Source organism: Rhodobacter capsulatus, from assembly GCF_052363175.1.
GTDB classification, from domain to species: domain Bacteria; phylum Pseudomonadota; class Alphaproteobacteria; order Rhodobacterales; family Rhodobacteraceae; genus Rhodobacter; species Rhodobacter capsulatus_D.
Genome location: NZ_CP198946.1, coordinates 60,607 through 82,091, shown reverse-complemented (window position 1 = coordinate 82,091; position 21,485 = coordinate 60,607). Strand labels below are relative to the sequence as shown.

At 61.8% G+C, this 21,485-nt stretch carries 21 protein-coding genes; 7 read left to right on the top strand and 14 right to left on the bottom strand.

Translation table 11 applies throughout. From position 1 onward, the window contains the following. Window positions 1–8: 8 nt before the first annotated feature. From nadC to ACTTAI_RS01100, 7 genes are all read right to left on the bottom strand, one after another. Window positions 9–851: a carboxylating nicotinate-nucleotide diphosphorylase gene (gene nadC / locus ACTTAI_RS01130; protein WP_444453622.1), complete on the bottom strand. Its 843-nt coding sequence runs from the start codon at window positions 849–851 to the stop codon at window positions 9–11. Next, window positions 848–2,398, bottom strand: coding sequence for an L-aspartate oxidase (locus ACTTAI_RS01125; RefSeq protein WP_444455821.1), 1,551 nt, complete (start codon window positions 2,396–2,398; stop codon window positions 848–850). Before ACTTAI_RS01125 ends, nadC begins: the two co-directional genes overlap by 4 nt. Window positions 2,399–2,406: 8 nt before the next feature. Further along, window positions 2,407–3,459 (bottom strand): quinolinate synthase NadA, encoded by a 1,053-nt coding sequence (nadA, locus tag ACTTAI_RS01120; RefSeq protein WP_444453620.1) that lies wholly within the window; start codon window positions 3,457–3,459, stop codon window positions 2,407–2,409. Between the two features lie 118 nt (window positions 3,460–3,577). Further along, window positions 3,578–4,273, bottom strand: coding sequence for a DNA polymerase III subunit epsilon (gene dnaQ / locus ACTTAI_RS01115; protein ID WP_444453619.1), 696 nt, complete (start codon window positions 4,271–4,273; stop codon window positions 3,578–3,580). Further along, entirely contained in the window at window positions 4,266–4,862 is a 597-nt protein-coding gene (gene coaE / locus ACTTAI_RS01110) for a dephospho-CoA kinase (protein ID WP_444453618.1), read from the bottom strand. The genes dnaQ and coaE overlap by 8 nt, the downstream gene beginning before the upstream one ends. After that, window positions 4,859–5,689 (bottom strand): shikimate dehydrogenase, encoded by an 831-nt coding sequence (locus tag ACTTAI_RS01105; protein WP_444453616.1) that lies wholly within the window; start codon window positions 5,687–5,689, stop codon window positions 4,859–4,861. Before ACTTAI_RS01105 ends, coaE begins: the two co-directional genes overlap by 4 nt. Next, window positions 5,686–6,285, bottom strand: a complete 600-nt coding sequence (locus ACTTAI_RS01100; protein WP_444453614.1) for a Maf family protein — start codon at window positions 6,283–6,285, stop codon at window positions 5,686–5,688. The genes ACTTAI_RS01105 and ACTTAI_RS01100 overlap by 4 nt, the downstream gene beginning before the upstream one ends. Window positions 6,286–6,680: 395 nt before the next feature. Between ACTTAI_RS01100 and ACTTAI_RS01095 the strand changes: the two genes are divergently transcribed. The 7 genes from ACTTAI_RS01095 to ACTTAI_RS01065 all read left to right on the top strand — a co-directional run bounded on the left by ACTTAI_RS01095 (window position 6,681) and on the right by ACTTAI_RS01065 (window position 14,079). Next, window positions 6,681–7,157, top strand: a complete 477-nt coding sequence (locus tag ACTTAI_RS01095; protein WP_444453612.1) for a CopD family protein — start codon at window positions 6,681–6,683, stop codon at window positions 7,155–7,157. 133 nt (window positions 7,158–7,290) lie between these two features. Further along, window positions 7,291–8,559, top strand: coding sequence for a transcription termination factor Rho (rho, locus tag ACTTAI_RS01090; protein WP_444453611.1), 1,269 nt, complete (start codon window positions 7,291–7,293; stop codon window positions 8,557–8,559). A gap of 27 nt (window positions 8,560–8,586) precedes the next feature. Next, the gene (gene mnmE / locus ACTTAI_RS01085) at window positions 8,587–9,870 is read left to right on the top strand and encodes a tRNA uridine-5-carboxymethylaminomethyl(34) synthesis GTPase MnmE (RefSeq protein ID WP_444453609.1); all 1,284 of its coding nucleotides are present in this window, start codon (window positions 8,587–8,589) and stop codon (window positions 9,868–9,870) included. Between the two features lie 12 nt (window positions 9,871–9,882). After that, window positions 9,883–11,745 carry a tRNA uridine-5-carboxymethylaminomethyl(34) synthesis enzyme MnmG gene (gene mnmG, locus ACTTAI_RS01080; protein WP_444453607.1) on the top strand — a complete coding sequence of 621 codons (1,863 nt, stop codon included), beginning with the start codon at window positions 9,883–9,885 and terminating at the stop codon, window positions 11,743–11,745. After that, on the top strand, window positions 11,742–12,365 hold the full coding sequence (gene rsmG / locus ACTTAI_RS01075; RefSeq protein WP_444453605.1) for a 16S rRNA (guanine(527)-N(7))-methyltransferase RsmG: 624 nt from the start codon (window positions 11,742–11,744) through the stop codon (window positions 12,363–12,365). Before mnmG ends, rsmG begins: the two co-directional genes overlap by 4 nt. Then, window positions 12,358–13,173, top strand: a complete 816-nt coding sequence (locus tag ACTTAI_RS01070) for a ParA family protein (protein WP_444453603.1) — start codon at window positions 12,358–12,360, stop codon at window positions 13,171–13,173. The genes rsmG and ACTTAI_RS01070 overlap by 8 nt, the downstream gene beginning before the upstream one ends. Window positions 13,174–13,176: 3 nt before the next feature. Further along, on the top strand, window positions 13,177–14,079 hold the full coding sequence (locus ACTTAI_RS01065; protein WP_444453602.1) for a ParB/RepB/Spo0J family partition protein: 903 nt from the start codon (window positions 13,177–13,179) through the stop codon (window positions 14,077–14,079). A gap of 37 nt (window positions 14,080–14,116) precedes the next feature. Here the strand turns inward: ACTTAI_RS01065 and ACTTAI_RS01060 are convergent, their stop codons facing one another. The 7 genes from ACTTAI_RS01060 to ACTTAI_RS01030 form a co-directional block, all read right to left on the bottom strand. Then, window positions 14,117–14,488, bottom strand: coding sequence for a hypothetical protein (locus ACTTAI_RS01060; protein WP_444453600.1), 372 nt, complete (start codon window positions 14,486–14,488; stop codon window positions 14,117–14,119). Further along, window positions 14,485–15,573 carry a flagellar type III secretion system protein FlhB gene (flhB, locus tag ACTTAI_RS01055; RefSeq protein ID WP_444453598.1) on the bottom strand — a complete coding sequence of 363 codons (1,089 nt, stop codon included), beginning with the start codon at window positions 15,571–15,573 and terminating at the stop codon, window positions 14,485–14,487. The genes ACTTAI_RS01060 and flhB overlap by 4 nt, the downstream gene beginning before the upstream one ends. Further along, window positions 15,570–16,346: a flagellar biosynthetic protein FliR gene (locus ACTTAI_RS01050; protein WP_444453596.1), complete on the bottom strand. Its 777-nt coding sequence runs from the start codon at window positions 16,344–16,346 to the stop codon at window positions 15,570–15,572. The genes flhB and ACTTAI_RS01050 overlap by 4 nt, the downstream gene beginning before the upstream one ends. Continuing rightward, entirely contained in the window at window positions 16,343–18,430 is a 2,088-nt protein-coding gene (gene flhA, locus ACTTAI_RS01045) for a flagellar biosynthesis protein FlhA (protein ID WP_444453594.1), read from the bottom strand. Before flhA ends, ACTTAI_RS01050 begins: the two co-directional genes overlap by 4 nt. Continuing rightward, window positions 18,430–19,218 (bottom strand): transglycosylase SLT domain-containing protein, encoded by a 789-nt coding sequence (locus tag ACTTAI_RS01040; protein WP_444453592.1) that lies wholly within the window; start codon window positions 19,216–19,218, stop codon window positions 18,430–18,432. Before ACTTAI_RS01040 ends, flhA begins: the two co-directional genes overlap by 1 nt. A 69-nt stretch (window positions 19,219–19,287) precedes the next feature. Further along, window positions 19,288–20,097 (bottom strand): inositol monophosphatase family protein, encoded by an 810-nt coding sequence (locus tag ACTTAI_RS01035; RefSeq protein ID WP_444453590.1) that lies wholly within the window; start codon window positions 20,095–20,097, stop codon window positions 19,288–19,290. After that, a complete protein-coding gene (locus ACTTAI_RS01030; protein WP_444453589.1) occupies window positions 20,084–21,430 on the bottom strand; it encodes a TldD/PmbA family protein in 1,347 nt (448 codons plus the stop codon). The genes ACTTAI_RS01035 and ACTTAI_RS01030 overlap by 14 nt, the downstream gene beginning before the upstream one ends. Between the last annotated feature and the right edge of the window lie 55 nt (window positions 21,431–21,485).

Below are 21,485 nucleotides of genomic sequence, written 5' to 3'. Positions count from 1 at the left end.
CTGATCCGTCAGAAGTCGAGACCGAGGTCGAAGGTGCGCGCCGAATGGGTCAGCGCACCCGACGAAATGTAATCGACCCCGGTCGCGGCCACCTCGGCGATGCGTTCCATACGCATGTTGCCCGAGGCCTCCAGCACGACGCGGCCGTGGGTCAGCGCCACCGCCTCGCGCAGCGTGGGCGTGTCCATGTTGTCGAGCAGGATCACGTCGGCGCCGCCGATCGACAGCGCCTGATCCAGCTGGTCAAGGCTGTCCACCTCCAGTTCGACCCGCATCATGTGGCTGCGGGCGGCCTTAGCAGCTTCAAGCACGGCGCGGATACCACCCGCCGCAGCGATATGGTTGTCCTTGATCAGGATCGCGTCAGACAGGCCAAAGCGGTGGTTCGACCCGCCCCCATGCGCAACCGCGGTTTTCTCGATCAGGCGCAGGCCGGGGGTAGTTTTCCGCGTGCAGGTGATCCGGGTTTTGGTGCCGCGTGTTTGCGCGACGAAACTGGCAGTCAGGCTGGCGATGCCGGTCATCCGGCCCGCGAAGTTCAGCGCAACGCGCTCGCCCATCAGGATCGACGCCGCCGAGCCCGAAATCGTCATCAGGCATTGGCCCTTGCCGCAGGGATGGCCGTCGGCGACATGGGTCGTGACCACGAGCGTCGGATCGACAAGGCGGAAGGCGAGGGTGGCCACCTGCATGCCCGAGACGACGCCTTCTTCGCGGGCGTTGACGCGGGCTTCGTAGCGGGTGGCGGCGGGAACGACGGCGCGGGTGGTGACGTCGCCCATCGGCGACAGGTCTTCCATCAGCGCGGCGCGGATCACGGGTTCGAGCAGGAAATCGGGCAGGGGGGTCATTCTTCCTCCAGCGCGCGGGAGCGGATGTCCAGCGCTTCGGTCAAGGTCAGAAAGCTGCGTTTGGCTTGAACAGGGTCTGTTTTCGGGAAATCGGAGCGGTAATGGCCGCCCCGGCTTTCGGTGCGGATCAGCGCCGCGGCGGCAATCAGCGTAGCGGTGGCGGTCATGTTGCGCAGGGCTTCGCGCTCGGCCTTTGCTTCGATCTCGGCGATTGTGCGCAGGGCGGAGGTGAGGCCCGCTGCATCGCGGACGACGCCGACACCATCGGTCATCGCCTGCCGCAAGCGGGCGACGGCGGCTTCATCGACGGGGTGACCGCCCGCGGGGAAGGACAGGGTGATCCGGTCAGCATCGGCCACGGGAAGCGTTTCGGCAATGCCCTCGGCGCAAATGCGGGCAAAGACGAGGGCTTCCAGCAAGCCATTAGAGGCCAGCCGATTGGCGCCGTGCAGCCCGGTCGAGGAAGCCTCGCCGCAAACCCAGAGCCGGTTCAGCGAGGATTGCCCGCGGTCATCGACGGCAATTCCACCCATGTGATAATGCGCGGCGGCGGCAACCGGGATCGGCTGCGAAACAGGGTCTATTCCGGTTGAAAAGCAGGCTTCCGCGACGGCGGGGAAGCGTTTCGGAAGCTCGGCCCCCAGCACGTCTCGCGTGTCCAGAACCGGGTTCCGCCCCGCCTGCCGTTCCAGATAGACGGCGCGGGCAACGATGTCGCGCGGCGCCAGTTCGGCATCGGGATGGACCGGCTGCATGAACCGCTCGCCCCGGTCATTGAGCAGAACCGCCCCTTCGCCGCGCAAAGCCTCGGTCGCCAAGGGGGCCGGGTCTTCGCCGGTGGCAATCGCGGTCGGGTGGAATTGCACGAATTCGGCATCGGCAATCAACGCCCCCGCGCGGGCGGCCATGCCGATGACCTGACCGCGAATGCGCGGCGGGTTGGTGGTGACGGCGAAAAGCCCGCCCGAGCCCCCCCCGGCCAGAAGCACCGCAGGGGTGCGGATCAGCACGCGGCCGGTCGAGGCGGCGGCGGATTCGACCCAGATCCCGGTGACAGCGCCGTTTTCGACCTCAAGCCGCGTCGCGATCACGCCTTCGACCACCTGAACCGAGGGACATGCCCGCACGGCAGCGATCAGCGTCTGCATGATCTCGTAACCGGCCTGATCGCCCTTGACCCGCACGACGCGGGGGCGGGAATGCGCGGCTTCGCGCGACATCACGTAATCGCCCTGCGCATCGCGGTCGAACGGCGCGCCCAAGGCCGTCAGGTCCAGAATGCGATCGCGGGCCTCGGTCGTCACCAGACGCGCGATCGCGGCATCGACAGTACCCGCGCCCGCGGTTTCGGTGTCTTTCGCGTGATCCTCGGCGCTGTCAGGCGGAGCCATTGCGGCGGCGACACCGCCCTGCGCCCAGGCCGACGAGGCGCCTTCGCCCAGGCTCTCGGGCGAGATCACCAGAACCGGGTGCGGCGCCAGCTTCAGCGCCGCATAAAGCGCCCCCAGCCCCGCACCGACGATGACGACGCGCGGGGTTTCGATCACCGGATCGCTCACTGGGCCAGCTTCCGCGACAGGTCGATCATGCGTTCGACCGCGAGGCGGGCCTTGTCGGCCACAGCGGGGTCGACGGTGACCTCTTCGGTGCCGGTGTGCAGCGACCACAGGATCTTTTCGAGCGTGATCATCTTCATGTAGGGGCACATGTTGCACGGCCCCAGAAACTCGACCGAGGGCAGGGCATCAGCAATGTTCGAGGCCATCGAGCATTCGGTGACCAACATCACCTGCGCCGGTTTTTCGCGCGTCACGAAGTCGATCATCCCCGCGGTCGAACCGGAGAAATCGGCCTCGGCAACCACATCGGGCGGGCATTCCGGATGGGCGATGATCTTCGTGCCGGGATGCCAGGCGCGGAAATCGCGCAGATCGGCAGGCGTGTATTGCTCGTGCACGATGCAGGAGCCCGCCCACCAGACCACGTTCTTTTGCGGCACGGCTTTCGCCACATTCTGCGCCAGATACTGGTCGGGCGTCATGATGATCGTGTGCTCGGGCAGGGCTGCCACGATCTGCGCCGCATTGGCCGAGGTGCAGCAGATGTCCGAGGCCGCCTTCACCGCCGCCGTCGTATTGACATAGCTGACAACCGGAGCGCCCGGATATTTCGCCCGCATCTGGGCAATGCCTTCGGGCGTGATGCTTTCGGCCAGCGAACAGCCCGCCTGCGCATCGGGGATCAGCACGCGCTTGGCCGGGTTCAGGATCTTCGAGGTCTCGGCCATGAAATGCACGCCGCATTGCACGATCGTCTCGGCTTCAACCTTCGTCGCCTCGATCGCCAATTGCAGGCTGTCACCCACGACATCGGCGACACCGTGATAAATCTCGGGCGTCATGTAGTTATGCGCCAGAATCACCGCGTTCTTTTCGCGCTTCAGCCGGTTTATCGCGCGGATATAGGGTGCGTGACGGGCGAAATCGGGCAGGGGGATCACGCGGTCCATGCGGGCGTGAATATCGGCCATGTCCTGCGCCAGCGTCAGCGACGGTGTCAGGTCATAGGCCTCGGCCAGAGCCGCGCGCATCGTAGCGAAGTCCAGCATGGGCTCCCTCCCCAAAACTGCGAACGCCCAATATTGCGAACGCGCTGCATCTAATGGCTGCGGGGCGGGGATGGAATGGGAAAATTGCCGCAACGATGCGTTTTGTGAAATATATGTGTCAGCGGGGTCGCTTCCAGATCGCGCCATCGCCCAGTTTGGCGACGAAAGCGGCATGCGCTTCCGCCTCGGCTTCGGTGATGCGCGAGGGCAGCGGAACGGGCCGCGGGCGGGGTCGCCAATCGGGGACGGAAACAGCGTTTTTGGCTGGAACAGGGTCGATATTCAGCCCGAAACCCGGCTGCCGTCCGCCGATCAGTTCCAGATAGACCTCGGCCAGGATTTCGGAGTCGAGAAGCGCCCCGTGCAAGGTCCGGGCCGAGTTGTCGATGCCGAAGCGTCGGCAGAGCGCATCGAGCGTCGCGGGCGAGCCGGGAAATTTTCGCCGCGCCATCGCCAGCGTATCGAGCGCGCGATCCATGGGGAGCAGCGGCTTTTGCACCCAGCCAAGCTCGGCATTCAGGAATTTCATGTCGAAGGCGGCGTTGTGGATCACCAGCTTCGAGTCATCGCCGATGAAATCGAGGAAATCCTGCGCGATTTCGATGAACTTCGGCTTGTCGCGCAGGAAATCGTCGCCAAGGCCATGCACGGCAAAGGCTTCCTGCGGCATCGCGCGTTCGGGGTTGATGTATTGGTGATAGGTCCGCCCGGTGGGAACGTGGTTCATCAGCTCGACCGCGCCGATTTCGACGATGCGATGCCCTTCGGAGGGTTCGAATCCGGTCGTTTCGGTGTCGAGGACGATCTCACGCATGGCGGCTCCGCAGGTGTTTGATCAGCTTTCGCACCTCGGTGCGGGTCTGTTCAAGAGTGAAGGTCTCGATCACGAAATCGGCGCGGCGGCGTTTTTCAGCGTCGGGCAGCTGGCGGGAAAGGATCATCTCCAACTGTGCCTCGGTCATCTGGCCGCGGGCGAGCACGCGAGCGCGTTGCACATCGGGCCCGGCGGTGGCGACAAGGACTGCATCGCAATCCTTGTCGGCACCGGTTTCATAAAGCAGCGGAATGTCGAGAAGGATCAGATCATCGGCGTTATGGGTAAGTAAAAACGCCTCACGTGCGGCCTGAACCAGGGGATGAACGACCGATTCCAGCCGGGATAGAGCCTGTTTGTCGGATTGAAGAAGGGTCTTCAATCGGTCGCGATCCACCGCGCCGTCGCGGATCGCCTCGGGGAAAATCGCGGCCAAAGGGGCAACGGCGGACCCATCTTTGGCGTAAAGCGCATGCACAGTGGCATCGGCATCCCAGACCGGAATGCCTTCTTCCGCAAACAGCCGCGCCGTCGTCGATTTCCCCATGCCGATGGAGCCGGTGAGACCGAGACGGAAGGGGCGGGTCATGCCGCCAGCACCAGAGCGCGCAATTCCGCGGTGACCTCGGGGCGGCGGCCGAACCAGCGTTCAAAGCCCGGGACGGCCTGATGCAACAACATGCCCAGACCATCGACAGTGACACAGCCGCGGGCGGCGGCGGCGTTCAGAAAATCCGTGCGCAGAGGCGTGTAGACGCAATCGGTGACGACGGCCGCAGCGGAAAGCGCGTCGAGCGGCAGGTCGAAGGTCGCTTTCCCAGCCATGCCAAGCGAGGAGGTGTTCACCACGGTCGCGGCGCCGTCGAAGATGGTGCTGACCTTGTCCCAATCTTCGACCACAACTCGGGGGCCGAAGGCGGTGCAAAGTGCCTCTGCCCGGGCGCGGGTGCGGTTGGCGATGCGGATTTCCGGGCAACCGGCGTCGAGCAGGGCAACGACGATGGCACGGGCGGCACCTCCGGCGCCGATCACCGCGGCGGGTCCAGCTTCGGCCTGCCAACCCGGAGCGCCCTCGATCAGATTGGCGAGAAAGCCGATGCCGTCGGTGTTGTCGGCATGACTCCGGCCGGTTTCATCGAACACGAGCGTGTTCGCCGCCCCGATCCGGGCGGCGCGGTCGGACACCACATCGGCCAGCGCCAGCGCGGTTTCCTTGTGCGGAATCGTGATGTTGCACCCAACAAACCCGGCCTTGGGCAGGGTCCGCAGCACGGGCTCCAGATCGCCCTCGGCCACATCCATCGGGATGTAATGGCCACGAATACCGTAAGTTTTCAGCCAATGCCCATGCAGTGCGGGCGAGCGGGAATGGTTGATCGGATGCCCGATCACGCCAGCCAGAGGAATTCGGGTCATGTCGTCAGATCTCCTCGTGCGCGCAGCCAGTTCAGGACTTCGATCAGGGGCAGGCCCAGGACGGCAAAGTAATCGCCCTCGATGGCGGAAAACAACCGCACGCCTTCTTCTTCGAGCTTGTAGCAGCCGACCGCGTGGCGGATCGAGTCCCAGTTGCGCGCGACATACTCGGCGATGAAGGCGTCGGTCAGCGGATGCATGGTCAGGCGAACCTCGGCCACATGGCGCCAGAGCGGGCGGCCATCCTGCACGACGACGAGCGCCGAAAGCAGGCGATGCGTTCGACCCGAAAGGCTTTGCAGATGCGCAATCGCCTGATCGGGGCTTTCGGGCTTCGCGAAAATCTCGCCCTGCAGTTCGAGCACCTGATCGGCACCCAGCACCAGCGCGCCGGGATGGCGGGCGGATTGCTTCATCGCTTTCGCCTCGGCCAGCTGATCGGCGACATCGCGCGGCTTCGCGCCTTCCTGCTCAAGCGCTTGGCGGATCGCGTCTTCATCGACACGGGCGGGGGCGATGGTCACCGAAAGCCCGGCAGAGCGCAAAAGCTGCGCGCGGATCTGCGAGGAAGAGGCCAGAACAAGGTCGGGGAGCATGTGGACAACCGTAGGGAAAACCGGATGGGGGAGCCTGGGGACAGAAGGTGGTGCAACTTTTCCTCCCCGGGAAGGGGCGAGTTTGTCAAGGAACGAAAGGAGACTCCCAGCATGTGGGAAGGACGATACGGCGGATGTGAGGAAGTGCCGCAACCCACAAGAACAAAATGGAACACTCCCAAACCGCTCACCTCGCTATCAACCACACAAGTGCTTGATAGAAAATGGACTTTCTGATTTTTCAACAGGGTTTTTCGATGCCTTGCCGGAGCCTTTCAAGGCATGGGAAAAGACTTGGAAAACTGGACTATCCACACTGTCCACAGCCCTTACAAAATCAACATCTTTTCTTTTCAATAATAATTCTTAAGAAGAAGCCGACACAGGAGGCACAGATGTTCGAACTCGTCACGGATTTCCTTTCGGATTGGTATTTCTGGACGAAGTCGCTGCATGTGATGTCGGTCCTAGCCTGGATGGCCGGTCTGTTCTACCTGCCGCGGCTCTACGTTTACCACGTCGAAGGGCTGAAGAAGCAGGGTGTGAAACGCGGCTCGGACATGGATCTGCTGTTCCAGCACCAAGAACGGATGCTGCTCAAGGCGATCATGAACCCGGCCGCGGTCTCGACCTGGTTCTTCGGTCTGTGCCTTGTCTTCACGCCGGGCATCATCGACTGGAGCATGCAATGGCCCTGGATCAAGGGTGCCTGCGTGATCGCGATGACGGTGTTTCATCTGTTCCTCGCCCGGGCGCGACTGAAATTCGTCGATGGCACGAATGATCTGGCGGGTCGGCAATGGCGGATGATGAACGAAGTGCCGACGCTTTTGATGTTTCTCATCGTCATCTCGGTGATCGTGAAATTCTGAATTCGTTGACTCGCTGCGGGCTTTGAGCGTAGAAGCGCCTCAGCCCCGGCCGTCCGGCCGCAGGTTTAGCCGAGCCATGACCCTTGCTGCGCCGCCCCGAAGGGGTATGGCGCCTTTCGCGGATGGATGCGAGATGACCGAACGTTTGAACCTTTCCGATCTCAAGGCGAAAAGCCCCAAGGACCTTTTGGCGATGGCCGAAGACTGGGAGATCGAAAACGCCTCGACGATGCGCAAGGGCGAGATGATGTTCTCGATCCTCAAAGAGCATGCCGAAGAGGGCGTCGAAATCGGCGGCGATGGCGTGCTCGAGGTGCTGCAGGACGGGTTCGGCTTCCTGCGCTCGCCCGAGGCGAACTATCTACCCGGCCCCGATGACATCTACGTTTCGCCCGACATGATCCGGCAATACAGCCTGCGCACCGGCGATACCGTCTGGGGCATCATTCGCGCCCCCGGCGAGAATGAACGCTATTTCGCGCTGACCGCGGTCGAGAAGATCAACTTCGAAGATCCGGAAAAGGCGCGTCACAAGGTCAGCTTCGACAACCTGACCCCGCTTTACCCCGATGAACGGCTGAAGATGGAGATCGAGGATCCGACGATCAAGGATCGCTCGGCCCGGATCATCGACCTGGTAGCGCCGATCGGGAAGGGGCAGCGCTCGTTGATCGTCGCGCCGCCGCGGACCGGTAAGACGGTTCTGCTGCAGAACATCGCGCATTCGATCGAGGTGAACCACCCCGAGTGCTACCTGATCGTGCTTCTGATCGACGAACGTCCCGAGGAAGTCACCGACATGCAGCGCTCGGTGAAGGGCGAGGTGATTTCCTCGACCTTCGACGAACCGGCGACGCGGCACGTTGCGGTGGCCGAGATGGTGATCGAAAAGGCCAAGCGTCTGGTCGAGCATAAGCGAGATGTTGTGATCTTGCTTGACTCGATCACAAGACTTGGGCGGGCCTTCAACACCGTTGTGCCGAGCTCTGGCAAGGTGCTGACGGGCGGTGTCGATGCGAACGCGCTGCAACGTCCGAAGCGCTTCTTTGGCGCTGCGCGGAACATCGAAGAGGGCGGCTCGCTGACCATCATCGCCACCGCGCTGATCGACACCGGCTCGCGGATGGACGAGGTCATCTTCGAAGAATTCAAGGGCACCGGCAACAGCGAGATCGTGCTGGACCGGAAGGTCGCCGACAAGCGCGTATTCCCGGCGATGGATATTCTCAAGTCGGGCACGCGGAAGGAAGATCTGCTGGTCGACCAGAAAGACCTGCAGAAAACCTATCTGCTGCGCCGCATCCTGAACCCGATGGGCACGACGGATGCGATCGAATTCCTGATCTCGAAGCTGAAGCAGACGAAAACCAACGGCGAGTTCTTCGATTCGATGAACGGCTGAGGTATCGTTGCCCCGAGAGGGATTTCGATGGACACGATCTATGCGCAGGCATCCGGCCGCGGCAAGGCCGGCGTTGCTGTCATTCGCCTGTCCGGGCCGCGCGCCTGGGAGGCGATTACGGCTTTGTGTGGCCGTCTGCCCACGCCGCGGCAGGCTTCGGTGCGGCTGCTGAAGATCGAGGGTGAAGTTCTCGACGAGGCTCTGGTGCTGTGTTTCGAGGCCGGTCGCAGTTTCACGGGCGAAGAATCGGCCGAGTTGCATCTGCATGGGGCGGTCGCGACGGTTGCCGCGGTGCTGAAAGCGCTCGGATCGCTGGGTTTTCTGCGTCTGGCCGAGCCGGGCGAATTTACCCGACGGGCGATGGAAAGTGGACGGCTGGATCTGTCGCAGGTCGAGGGCTTGGCGGATTTGATCGAAGCCGAGACCGAGGCACAGCGGAAACAGGCTTTGGCGGTCCTGTCGGGTTCGGTCGGGCGGGTGGTCGAGACTTGGCGCAGCAAGCTCATCCGGGCGGCGGCGCTGATGGAAGCCTGCATCGATTTCGCCGATGAGGATGTGCCCGAAGATGTGACGCCGGAAGTGCGTGGTTTGCTGAGCGATGTCTCGGTTCAGCTGGCGCAGGAGATGGCGCGGATTTCTGTGACCGAACGGGTGCGCGAGGGCTTTGAGGTTGCGATCGTCGGGCGACCGAATGCCGGGAAGTCGACGCTTCTGAATGCGCTTGCGGGTCGGGAGGCGGCGATCACCTCGGAAGTTGCGGGAACGACGCGCGACGTGATCGAAGTGCGGATGGATCTGTCTGGTCTGGCCGTGACGTTGCTGGATACCGCGGGTTTGCGCGATACCGAAGATCGGATCGAGGCGATCGGTGTGGCCCGGGCGATCGAGCGGGCGAAGCAGGCGGATCTGCGGGTGTTCTTGCTGGATGACGGGGATATCCCGCTTTTGGAGCCGGTCGCGGAGGACCTGGTGGTGCGCGGCAAGGCCGATCTGGGAGGCGCTGGGGATCTCCGCGTTTCCGGGAAAACGGGCGAAGGGATCGACGCGCTCGTTGCGGCGATTACGGCGCGGCTGTCCGAACGGGCGGCCGGGGCAGGTGTCATGACACGGGAACGGCATCGTGACTGCCTGATCCGGGCAGAGGCAGCCTTGCGGGCGTCGGCGGTCGAGCTAGATCATGGGCTTGATCGGCTCGACTTGGCGGCAGAGCAGTGCCGGACGGCCGTTCGAGCCTTGGAATCCTTGCTGGGACGGGTCGATGTCGAGAGCCTTCTTGACGAGATCTTCTCCAGTTTCTGCATCGGCAAGTGAGGAGTGTTTCACGTGAAACATTTTGACGTCATCGTCGTCGGCGGTGGTCACGCCGGAACCGAGGCAGCGCATGCCGCGGCCCGGATGGGGGCGAGAACGGCGCTTGTCACGATGCGCCGCGAGGCGATTGGCGTGATGTCCTGCAACCCGGCGATTGGTGGGCTGGGGAAGGGACATCTCGTTCGTGAAGTCGACGCGATGGATGGGGTGATGGGCAAGGCCGCCGATCGTGCGGGCATTCAGTTTCGCTTGCTCAATCGGCGCAAGGGTCCAGCGGTGCAGGGGCCCCGGACGCAGGCGGATCGCAAGCTCTATCGCCTTGCGATCACCGAGCTTTGCGCAGCGCAGCCCTGCCTTGAAATCGTCGAAGGCGAAGTGGTTGATCTTTTGATGGATGGCTCGGCCATTTCCGGCGTGCGTCTGCAGGATGGGTCCGATATTTTTTCCGCTGCGGTCGTGATGACGACCGGCACGTTTTTGAATGGCGTCATCCATATCGGTGATCAACGGACTGCGGGGGGCCGCGTCGGCGATCGCCCTTCCGTACCGCTTTCGCATCGTCTGCGGGAGCTTGCGCCGAACGTCGGTCGACTGAAAACAGGAACGCCGCCGCGGCTTGATGGAAAGACGATCAACTGGGATATCCTCGAGACCCAGCCGGGCGACGACGATCCAGTGATGCTGAGCTTCCTCAGCCAGAAGCCGTTTGTGCGGCAGATTTCCTGTGGCATCACCCATACGAACGAATCGACTCATGAGGTGATTCGGAACAACCTGCAGCGCTCTGCGATGTACGGTGGGCATATCGAAGGCGTCGGCCCGCGGTATTGTCCGTCGATCGAGGACAAGGTGGTGCGATTTGCCGACAAGACCTCGCATCAGGTGTTCCTTGAGCCCGAGGGCCTGGACGATGACACGGTTTATCCGAACGGTATTTCCACGTCTTTGCCAAGTGATGTGCAGGAAGCCTATGTGCGCTCGATCAGAGGTCTTGAGCAGGTTCGGATTCTGCAGCCGGGTTATGCGATTGAATATGATTTCGTTGATCCGCGGGCTTTGACCTTGACGCTAGAGTTACGAGAGCAGGCCGGTCTTTTCCTCGCGGGTCAGATCAATGGCACCACGGGCTATGAAGAGGCAGCCGCGCAGGGGCTCGTTGCGGGTTTGAACGCCGCTTCTAAAGCCTTGCGGCGTGATCCGATTACGTTCAGCCGAACCGATTCCTACATCGGGGTGATGATCGACGATCTTGTGGGACGCGGCGTCAGTGAACCCTATCGCATGTTCACATCGCGCGCCGAGTTTCGGCTTTTCCTTCGGGCTGACAATGCGGATCAGCGGCTGACGCCGCGCGGGATCGAGGTCGGCTGTGTTGGGAAAGAGCGGGAAGCGGCTTTCGAGAGCAAGATGGAAGCAATGGAGTCCGGTAAAGCGGTGTTGGACGGCATCGTTCTCACCCCGAAACAGGCGATCTCGCTCGGCCTCGAATTGAATCAGGACGGGGTCAAGCGCACCGCGTTCCAGCTTCTTGCCTTTCCGGAAGTCACCTTCGACCGCCTCGGGGGCTCGTTTCCGGAGTTGACGAATATTCCCTCAGCAATTGCTGCGCAGCTTTCGAACGAGGCACTCTATGAAAATTACATCATTCGGCAGCAGCGCGATGTGGAGGCGATGCGTCGTGACGAGAATTGGGAGATCCCGGTCGACTTTGATTACGGGGTTCTGTCCGGCCTGTCTAACGAGTTGAAACTGAAGTTCTCGGCGGCGGCGCCGCGCACTCTGCATCAGGCAGGTCAGGTTGATGGAGCCACGCCAGCAGCTTTGGCCTTGATCCTTGCCCGTTTGCGGCAAAACAAGCGAGCGGCGCAGAAATGACAGGCGCGGAGCTCTTTTCACAGCGTTTCAATGTTTCACGTGAAACAATTCAGTTGCTAGAACAGCTGGAAGCGCTTCTGCGCAAATGGAATCCGGCGATCAATCTGGTCTCGCCGAACACTCTTTCTGAAATCTGGTCACGTCATTTTATCGATTCGGCGCAACTTATTCATCTGCTTGACCACAGTCCGAACCATTGGGCCGATCTTGGAAGTGGTGGCGGCTTTCCCGGTCTGGTCGTCGGTGTTCTTGCAAAGGAACGGTTTCCGAAGATGAAACTGACCCTGGTCGAAAGCGACAAGCGCAAGGCAGCATTCCTTTTGACGGCTGTGCGAGACCTGGGCATATCCGCGACGGTCGCGCCTGTTCGTATAGAGATGCTCGATCCTCTTGCTGTCGATGTCCTGTCCGCGCGCGCGCTGGCATCGCTCGATCTTCTGTTGGGTTTTGCAGAACGTCACCTGTCACCCGATGGCATCGCACTATTCCCGAAGGGAAATCGTTGGCGCGAAGAGGTTGCGTTGGCGGAACAGAAATGGTCCTTTGACTGCGAACAGAAACCCAGTGCAACGGATCCGGAGTCCGTGGTCTTGAAAATCAAGGGGTTGCAACATGTCTGATCCTACACGACCGGCTCAACCAAGAATCATCGCCATTGCCAACCAAAAGGGCGGTGTCGGCAAAACAACCACAGCAATCAACCTTGCGGCCGCTATGGCAGAGCGTGGATGCCGCGTTCTGTTGGTCGATCTTGATCCGCAGGGGAACGCTTCTACAGGTTTGGGGATCGATACCCAAGATCGTAAGTTCAGCACTTACGATCTGATTTTCGGCGACGCACCACTCTCAGATGTCATTCAGAAGACCGCCTTTGAGGGTCTTTTCATCTCTCCCGCGACGACAGACCTGTCTTCAGCGGATATGGAGCTGGTTTCCTCGGAAAAACGCAGCTTTCTCCTTCATGATGCGCTTCGGCAGAATGATATCGATCGATATATGCTCGACTATGTGTTGATCGACTGCCCGCCGTCGCTCAATCTGATGACTGTAAATGCGATGGTGGCTGCACAGTCGATCCTCGTTCCGCTGCAGGCCGAGTTTTTCGCGCTGGAGGGGCTGTCGCAACTGATGCTTACGATTCGGGAAGTTCGTCAGACGGCGAACCGGGATCTTCGTATCGAGGGCGTGGTTCTGACGATGTATGATGTGCGCAACAACCTCTCGCAGCAGGTAGAGGCCGATGCCCGCGCCACACTTGGAGAGCTGGTTTTTCGCACGATGATCCCGCGGAACGTGCGGATTTCCGAAGCGCCGTCCTATGCTTTGCCGGTCCTGAGTTACGATGCGGGGTCGAAAGGTGCGGAAGCCTACCGATCGCTTGCGGCGGAATTGCTTGACCATCACACAATGACAAGAACGAAAGGCTAGGTCATGAGCGACAAAAAACCCGAGCGTCGCGGCCTTGGTCGCGGTCTGTCCGCATTGATGGCGGATGTTCAGCTGGCACCGGTGGAGGCCGAAGCGGTGCCGCGTCGGAAAGATTTGCTGGTGCCGATCGAAAAGATCGTTCCCAACCCTGACCAGCCGCGTAGAACCTTTGCGCCAGAAGCGCTCGAAGAATTGCGCGCCTCAATTGCGGAAAAGGGAATCATTCAGCCGCTGATCGTCCGCAAACATCCGCGCGATGCAGATATTTATGAGATTGTCGCTGGCGAGCGGCGTTGGCGTGCCGCACAACTGGCGAAATTGCACGAGCTTCCGGTCATCGTGCGTGACTTCACGGATACCGAAGTCCTTGAAGTCGCGATCATCGAGAACATTCAGCGTGCCGATCTCAACCCGCTCGAAGAGGCGATGGGGTATCGGCAGTTGATGGATCGCTTCGGTCATACCCAGGAAAAGCTTGCCGAAGCACTGTCGAAAAGCCGTAGCCATATCGCCAACCTGCTGCGCTTGCTGAACCTGCCCGACGAGGTGCAGGAATTCCTGCGCGAGGGCAAGCTGACGGCTGGTCATGCGCGGGCGCTGGTAACAGCTCCGGACCCGGTTCGGCTTGCAAAGGAAACCATCGCCAAGGGTCTTTCGGTCCGCGATGTCGAACGACTTGCCAAGGACGAGGCTCCGACGGCGCCTGGCACGGTGTCGAGAACCGCTTCTCGAGCGTCAAAAGAGAAGGATGCGGATACCCGGGCGCTTGAAGCGGACCTTTCGGCAACGATCGGCATGTCAGTGAGTATTGACCACGAGGGGGCAGAGGGTGGACGGCTGACCATTCGCTATGCGACACTCGATGATCTCGATCGTTTGTGCCAAGCGCTGAGCCACATCGCCTGACCAGATCTCGAAGATCGGCTCCGATCCCAAGGCAGGATCAGAGCCGATTTTCCTTTGTCTTTTGATGTTTTGCCAACAATTGATGCGCAATTTTTCCAAGGTTGCGGTGACGCCCGGTTGCCGTGGCCGTTCGTTGCTTCTGCGCTTCGATCAAGGGCTGCAGGTTGGCCATCAGATCGTTGATCTGCGTCTGGCGCATCTGCGCCCATTTCTCGAAACTCTCCGCAGCACGAGCCGACATCAGATTGTCGCTCCCACTCTTCCAGGCGGCCTGAACGTCTTGGGTGATTTTCTGGCGTTCCGCCTCCAAGCGCAATCTTCGCAGGTTCAACTTTGCCAGTTCCGCCATTTCACGATCGCGAATCATTGAGGCGATGTCGTTCAGGGACTGAAGATCCTTGCGTTTCATTTTCTTGCCCCGCGTTCCCGAGACCGACGACGCATCTTTTCGGCGAACCGGATGGCGGCAGCCACCGGCCGGTAGTGATCGGGATGGATTTCGTTACCGATGTCGACCGAGGCATGAAGCGCGCGCGCAGTCGGCGGATCGGAGTGGATCGGAACGCCAGATTCGGCGGCCACTTCGCGGATGCGCGCCGCAACTTCGTCGACGCCTTTCGCCACGCAGATCGGTGCCCGTTTCGCACCACGCTCCCACTTCAGTGCCACCGCATAGTGCGTCGGGTTGACGATCACGACATCGGCCTTGGCGACATCCGCAATCATCTGCTTCGTCGCGATCTCGATGGCCTTTTGACGACGTTGCGATTTGATATGGGGGTCACCTTCGGACTGCTTCATCTCGTCGGTCAATTCCTTGCGCGTCATCTTGTTGCGGCGCATGAATTCAAATCTTTGCCACAGGTAGTCTATGGCACCGATAACACCCGCAAGAAGTAGCATCAGTAACAAGAATTCGACGATCAATTCGGGAAAACGGCCAGATATGATCCGGGCGTCATATTGTTGCGCCAGCAGAATTCCGGGCAGTTCGCGCAGGATGAATTTGCCAAGGATGATCGAGATCACCACCAGCTTCACGAAGCTTTTCGCGAATTCGAACAGACCTGTGCGCCCGAATTTCTGCTTGAAGTTCGCAATCGGATCGATGCGATTGAATTTCGGCATCAATTTTTCAGGGGCAAAGACGATTGCGCGTTGCGCCATCAACGCCCCAAGCACGAGAACGCCCGGCAGAATGAGCCAAGGGGCAACCGAGATGCCAGCACGGAACAAAAGCCCGCCAGCCACGGCGGTGCCACCGCCCAGCATTTGGGTCGAGATCGAATCCGCCTGGTCAATCAGGACGCTGGCCCAGGTGCCGAAGCTTTCGAGCGTGCTTTTTCCGAAAGCGAGCGCGGTCACTACGAACGCGGCATAGACGGCTGCGACAGTCACCTCGGAAGATCGGACCAGATCGCCTTGTTTTCGGGCCTGTTCGATTTTCTGCGGAGTTGGGTCGAATTCCTTTGAGCTGTCGTCTTCCTCGCTCATTGCGGCACCTCAAAGGGTGCGGCGAGAAAGCTCTGGAAGGCGTCATGCCAGACGACAAGACCGGTTGGCAGCGCGATCATCAGCAGCGCCAGCCCGGCCAACGTCTGCGCAGGAGCGCCGATCATCGTGACCATCAACTGTGGCATGGCCCGGTTGATCGCGCCAAGAGCCACGTTGTAGATCAGCCCGGCGATGACGAAAGGCGAAGCGATGGAAAAACCAAGCGCGAAGGAATGCGCGATCCCGCCAAGACCCCATTGCCGGAACAGATCCGCATCGGGGAAGGCGCCAGGCGGCAGCACCTGATAAGAGTTGAGGAAAATCTCGGTAACCTTCACATGCAGACCAAAGTGCACCGAGATCGCCAGGCCTGCGAGCACGAGAAGTTCCCCCACGGCCGGTTGCGGTTCGCCGGTCGTGCCGCCGAAAAGTTGCGAAAGTGAGGTCGATTGAGCGGCGATCGTACCCGCAATCTGCAAGCAGAGCACGAAAAGCCGCAGCATCAGGCCGAGAAACAGGCCAATCACGATCTCTGCGAAAAGCCAGACCGCGACGGGCAGGCTGGTGTCCGGATCGTTCACGAAGGGTTGGGCACCCGGCATCACAATGGCGGTGAAGGCGAGGGAAAGCCCCAGTTTCACGCGTGTCGGCACCATCATCTCACCAAAAGCTGGCATGACGGCCATCGTTCCACCGACGCGCAGGAAGACGACGAAGCCGATCCAGAGAAAACTCCGGGCCGATTGCATCAGCTCTGCAAGCTCGGCGGTCATGGTTGCACCACCCCGACCATCGAAGGCCGCGCGTCGAGCCCGATTTCCTCGAAGCTCAGCACCGGAGCCAGGATACCCTTGGCACCCAGAACCGTTTTGAGGAAGCGCCGCCGCCGCGTGGAGGTGACGATCGCCGGGAAGATTCCGGATTCCCCCGCGCGGGCGATCCGTTCGGCGACATTGTTTGCAAGCCGATTGAACTTGTCCGGTGGCAGGGCGACATCGGTCTGCCCGCGATCGCCCGCGACCTGGAAGGCGGCAAAGGTGTCTTCCCATTCCGGCGCAAGCTGCAGCAGCGGTAGCGTGCCATCCTCCCGGCGGTATTCGGCGACGAGCTGGAACCCGAGACGTTGGCGAACATGTTCGCAGATTGCTTCGGGCGACTGCATGCCGCGGACTTCGGCAATGGATTCGACGATCACCAGCAGGTTGCGGATCGAAACGCGTTCTTCGAGGAGCAGACGCAGCACGGCAAGCAGCAGGTCAACCGGAACCTTGTCGGGGATCAACTCGTCCAGAAGTCGGCGGTTCGAGTCGGCCCGCGCAGTGTCGGACAGGTTGCAGACTTCCTCAAGCAGACGCCGCAAGGCGCGCAGTGTCATCAACCGGCCGAAGTTGCGCCGAATCACTTCGAGCAGATGGGTTGCCAGAACTTCGGTCGGGCTGACGACCGTCGACCCGGCAAGGGCGGCGTCTTCCTGTTTGGCGGGCGAGAGCCAGCGGGCAGGGGCACCATAGACGGGTTCGCGTACATCTTCGCCGTCAGGCAGGAAATCCCGGTTGTCGGTGATCAGTGCCAGAACGCGATCGGGGAAAAGCTTGTCCTTGGCCTGTTCGACGCCTTGAATGCGGATGCGATAACAGCCGGAATCCAGTGTCGCATCGTCGGTCAGACGAATTTCCGGCAGGATCAACCCATAGCTTGCCGCAACATGGTTGCGCATGTTGGTAATCCGCGCATCAAGGCCGGTCGCCGGATCGAGCGCCATCGCCACCAGATCCGGGGCGAATTCCACATGGATGTCGTCGACATCAAGCACGTCACCGATCGACTTGCGTTTCTTCGGCTCGGCGGTATCGGGCATCTTCATCGCCTCAAGTTCGGCCTTCTTGCGGGCATTGCGCTTCACCATGTAGGCGGTGCCACCCAGAATCGCAGCGCCGGTCATGAAGGGCACGAAAGGCAGCCCAGGAACGATGGCAAAGCCTGCCATCAGCATCGCGACGGTGATCAGAGCCGAAGGATAGCGCGACAGCTGTTCGAAAAGCGCGGTATCGGCCGAGCCCTTGGCGCCGCCGCGCGACAGCAGGATGGCGGAGCCGATCGAGATGATCACGGCCGGGATCTGGCTGGTGAGGCCGTCGCCGACGGTGAGGATCGCATAGGTTTCGAGCGCGCGATCGAGCGGCATGCCATGCACGATCGTCCCGATGGCAAGTCCGACGACAAGGTTCAACAGCGTGATCAGAAGACCCGCCACCGCGTCGCCCTTGACGAATTTCGACGCACCGTCGAGCGAGCCGAAGAAGGTCGTTTCCGCCTGTTCCTTTTCGCGCCGTGCCCGGGCCTCGGCATGGTCGATGGCGCCGGCGTTCATGTCGCTGTCGATGGCGAGCTGTTTGCCGGGCATCGCATCGAGGGCGAAACGGGCGCCCACTTCGGCCATCCGGCCAGCACCCTTGGTGATGACGATGAAGTTGACGATCAGGATCACGCCGAAGACGACGAGCCCGATCATCACCGAGCCGCCCATGATGAAATTCGCGAACCCCTCGATCACATGGCCCGCGGCGGCGGTGCCGGTATGGCCGTTGCCGATGATCAGCTTCGTCGAGGAGACGTTCAGCGACAGCCGCAGCATCAGCGAGGCCAGCAGGATCGTCGGGAAGGCCGAGAAATCCAGCGGCCGCTCGATGAAGAGCGTCACGGTGAAGATCAGGATCGCCAGCGCAAAAGAGACCGCAAGGCCGGTATCGAGCACCCAGGCCGGAACCGGCAGGATCATCATCACGATCACTGCCATCAGCGCCAGCGCCAGAAGGATGGTCGGCTGGAAGATCGCCGAAATCGTCAGCTTCGGCATCAGTTCACCTCGGTCTTGTTCAGGGAGATGGCGAAGAGACTGGCGCCCGGGGCGGCCCCCAACGGCGGCGAGACGGTCCCGGTGCGGCGCAACAGCGGATAGGAATTGACCCGGGGAGGTTTCGGCGGCGTCACCGGCGTATTCAGCGCGGCGACGATGTCCGGAATTTCGGGAATGTTGTCATAGGGCATGCCATCCGGCGCGTCGTTCATCGCCAGAACTTCGTTTTCCGATCCGCCGCCCAGATACCGTTGGCGCAATTCGGCGAACCGGGCGGAATAGCGATCGGCATATTCCTTGGTGCGAGAATGATAGGCACCGGCGGCATCGTTCCACGATCCGGTCTCGGTATAGAGATCGGCGAGGAATTTTGCCGCATAAAGCGCATTGGACTTGGGGTCGAACATCTCGTCGATCGACGAGAAATGTTCCGAATGCCATTTGTAATTGATCTGGAAGCAGCCGACGTCGAAGCTGCGGGCCCCGCGCTGATATTCCTTGAACACATAGGAACGGGCTTCGTCGAGCGTGTCGAACCAGTGCCCGGTCCCCTCCATGTTCACGGTCCAGGGCCAGGGACGCAATTTTCCGTCGATCTTCTTGCCGGTCTCGGTCAGGGTGATCGCCTTGAGAACCGAAACGGGAACGCCCGTGCGTTGCGACGCGTATTCGGCGACCTGATCGCAAGTGGCGGAAATGCTTTTTGTCGACTCGGACGCCAGCGCCGGACGCAGCGTGGCGGACATGCCAAGCATGAAGATTATGACGATTCGCCAATGCCTTGGCATGGGGTTCCCCCTTGATTCAGCAGTTCTTGCCAAGGCTGAAGCTAGGGAAAGAAGGTTTACATCCGGTAATCAGACGTCGGAATCTTGGGTCTGGGGTCTCAGCTGCGCGAGATATTGGGCATGCAATCCGGGGGCGCCAACCAGCAGCCCGTCGATCTGGGCGCTGGGGGTGTTGAACCGGATCGGACCCCCGGCACGGTCGGTCACCAGCGCCCCGGCGCAGGTGGCGATCAGGCTCGCGGCGGCGATATCCCATTCCCAGGTCGGGCGCACGGTCAGGCTGGCGTCAAACCGCCCCTCGGCCACAAGACATAGGCGCCAAGCCAGCGAGGGACGGAAGAACCGGCGATAAGCGGGCTTTTCCGCGCGCCAGTTCGTGGCGATATCACAGACTTTCGAGGCCAGCAGGCTGGAGCCATCGATCGGGCCGGGGTCGGAATTGCGGATCGGTTGCCCGTTGAGCAGCGCCGGTCCACCGCGCACGGCGGCATAGGTTTCCTCGAACACGGGCAGATGCACGACACCGGCCAGCACTTCACCATCTTCGACGACGGCGATGGCATGGGCAAAGCCCGGTTCGTTCGACAGAAAGGCCCGTGTGCCGTCGATCGGATCGACGACGAACAGCCGACGGCAGGACAGTCGGTCGGCATTGTCGAGGCTTTCTTCGGACAGCCAGCCATAGTCCGGCCGCGCCTTGTGCAGCATGTGAAACAGCAGATCGTTCACCGCCAGATCGGCTTCCGAGACCGGACCGGCATCGCCCGCCTTGTCCCAATGCTTCGGCGCGTGTTTCCAGTATTGCAGCGCCAATTCGCCCGCGGCTTCGGCGGCCCGGATCAGCAGCTCCAGATCGGCGGTGGCGTCATGCTCCGGCAATCGTCAGCCCCTCAAGCAGAAGCGACGGCACGACATGGTTCAGATGACCACGGGCGTCATTGGCGGGGATGATCCGGCGCAGCATCTCGCGCAGGTTTCCGGCCACGGTGCATTCGTTCACCACATGCGAAATCTGACCGTTTTCAACCCAATAGCCCGCGGCACCGCGCGAATAATCGCCCGTGGTCGGGTTAATCGTCGCACCGATGAACGAGGTCACCAGAAGCCCGGTGCCCATGTCGCGGATCAGATCCTCGCGCGATTTCGTGCCCTGCGTCAGCGCCACATTGCCCGCGGCGGGCGAGGGCGGTGTCGATGTTCCACGCGACGCATTGCCGGTGCTTTGCATGCCGAGCTTGCGGGCGGTGGCCAGATCCAGCACCCAGCCGGTCAGCACGCCATCCTCGACGATGGCGCGACGGGCAGGGGGCAGGCCCTCGGCGTCGAAGGGACGCGAGCCCGAGATGCGACGGCGGAACGGATCTTCGATCAGGCTGATGCCCTTCGGCAGCACCTCGGCATTCAGGCCGTCGCGCAGCCACGATGCCCCGCGGGCGATGGCGGTGCCGTTGATCGCCGAGAGAAGATGGCCAATGAGGCTCGCCGCGACGCGTTCATCGAGCAGCACCGGGAAGGATCCGGTTTTCGGCCGCACCGGGCCAAGACGGGCAATGGCGCGTTCGCCCGCCTGCGCGCCGATCGAGCTGGCCGAGGGCAGATCGGTGCCGAAAATCCGCGCTTCGGACGCCCAGTCGCGTTCCATTGCCTCGCCTTCACCGGCGATGGCGACGGCCGAAATCGAGCGCGAGGTGCGCGCGTAACCGCCTGAAAATCCGTTCGTTCCCGCCATGTGGAGCAGCCGCTTCGACCACGAGGCCGAGGCCGATTGCACCTGCGAGACACCTTTCACAGCAAGCGCCGCGGCTTCCGCCTCGCGCGCGTCGGTTTCCAGCGCCGTGGCCGAGGGTTCCGCACCCGGATCGGCCAGTTCCAGCGCCGCAGCGTCCCAGCCCTGCGCCAGTTGTGCCGGATCGGCCAGACCCGCGTTCGGGTCCGCCGGGGCTTCGCGGGCCATCGCCACGGCACGTTCGGCCATGTCGGCCATCGTGCGAGCGGAAATATCGGAGGCCGAGACACAGGCCTGACGCCCGCCGATCAGCACCCGCAAGCCGATTTCCAGCCCTTCGGAGCGTTCCGCCTGTTCCAGCGCCCCGCCACGAACGTCAATCGACACGGCGCGGCCATCGACGGCGATTGCATCGGCGGCTTCGGCCCCGGCCTTGCGGGCGGCGGAGAGCAGGGCATCGGTCAGATCGGCAAGAACGGGGGGCATCGGCTCTCCTTGTGAAAAACCGCCCGGGAGGCCGGGCGGTTTTGCTGTTCCGGTG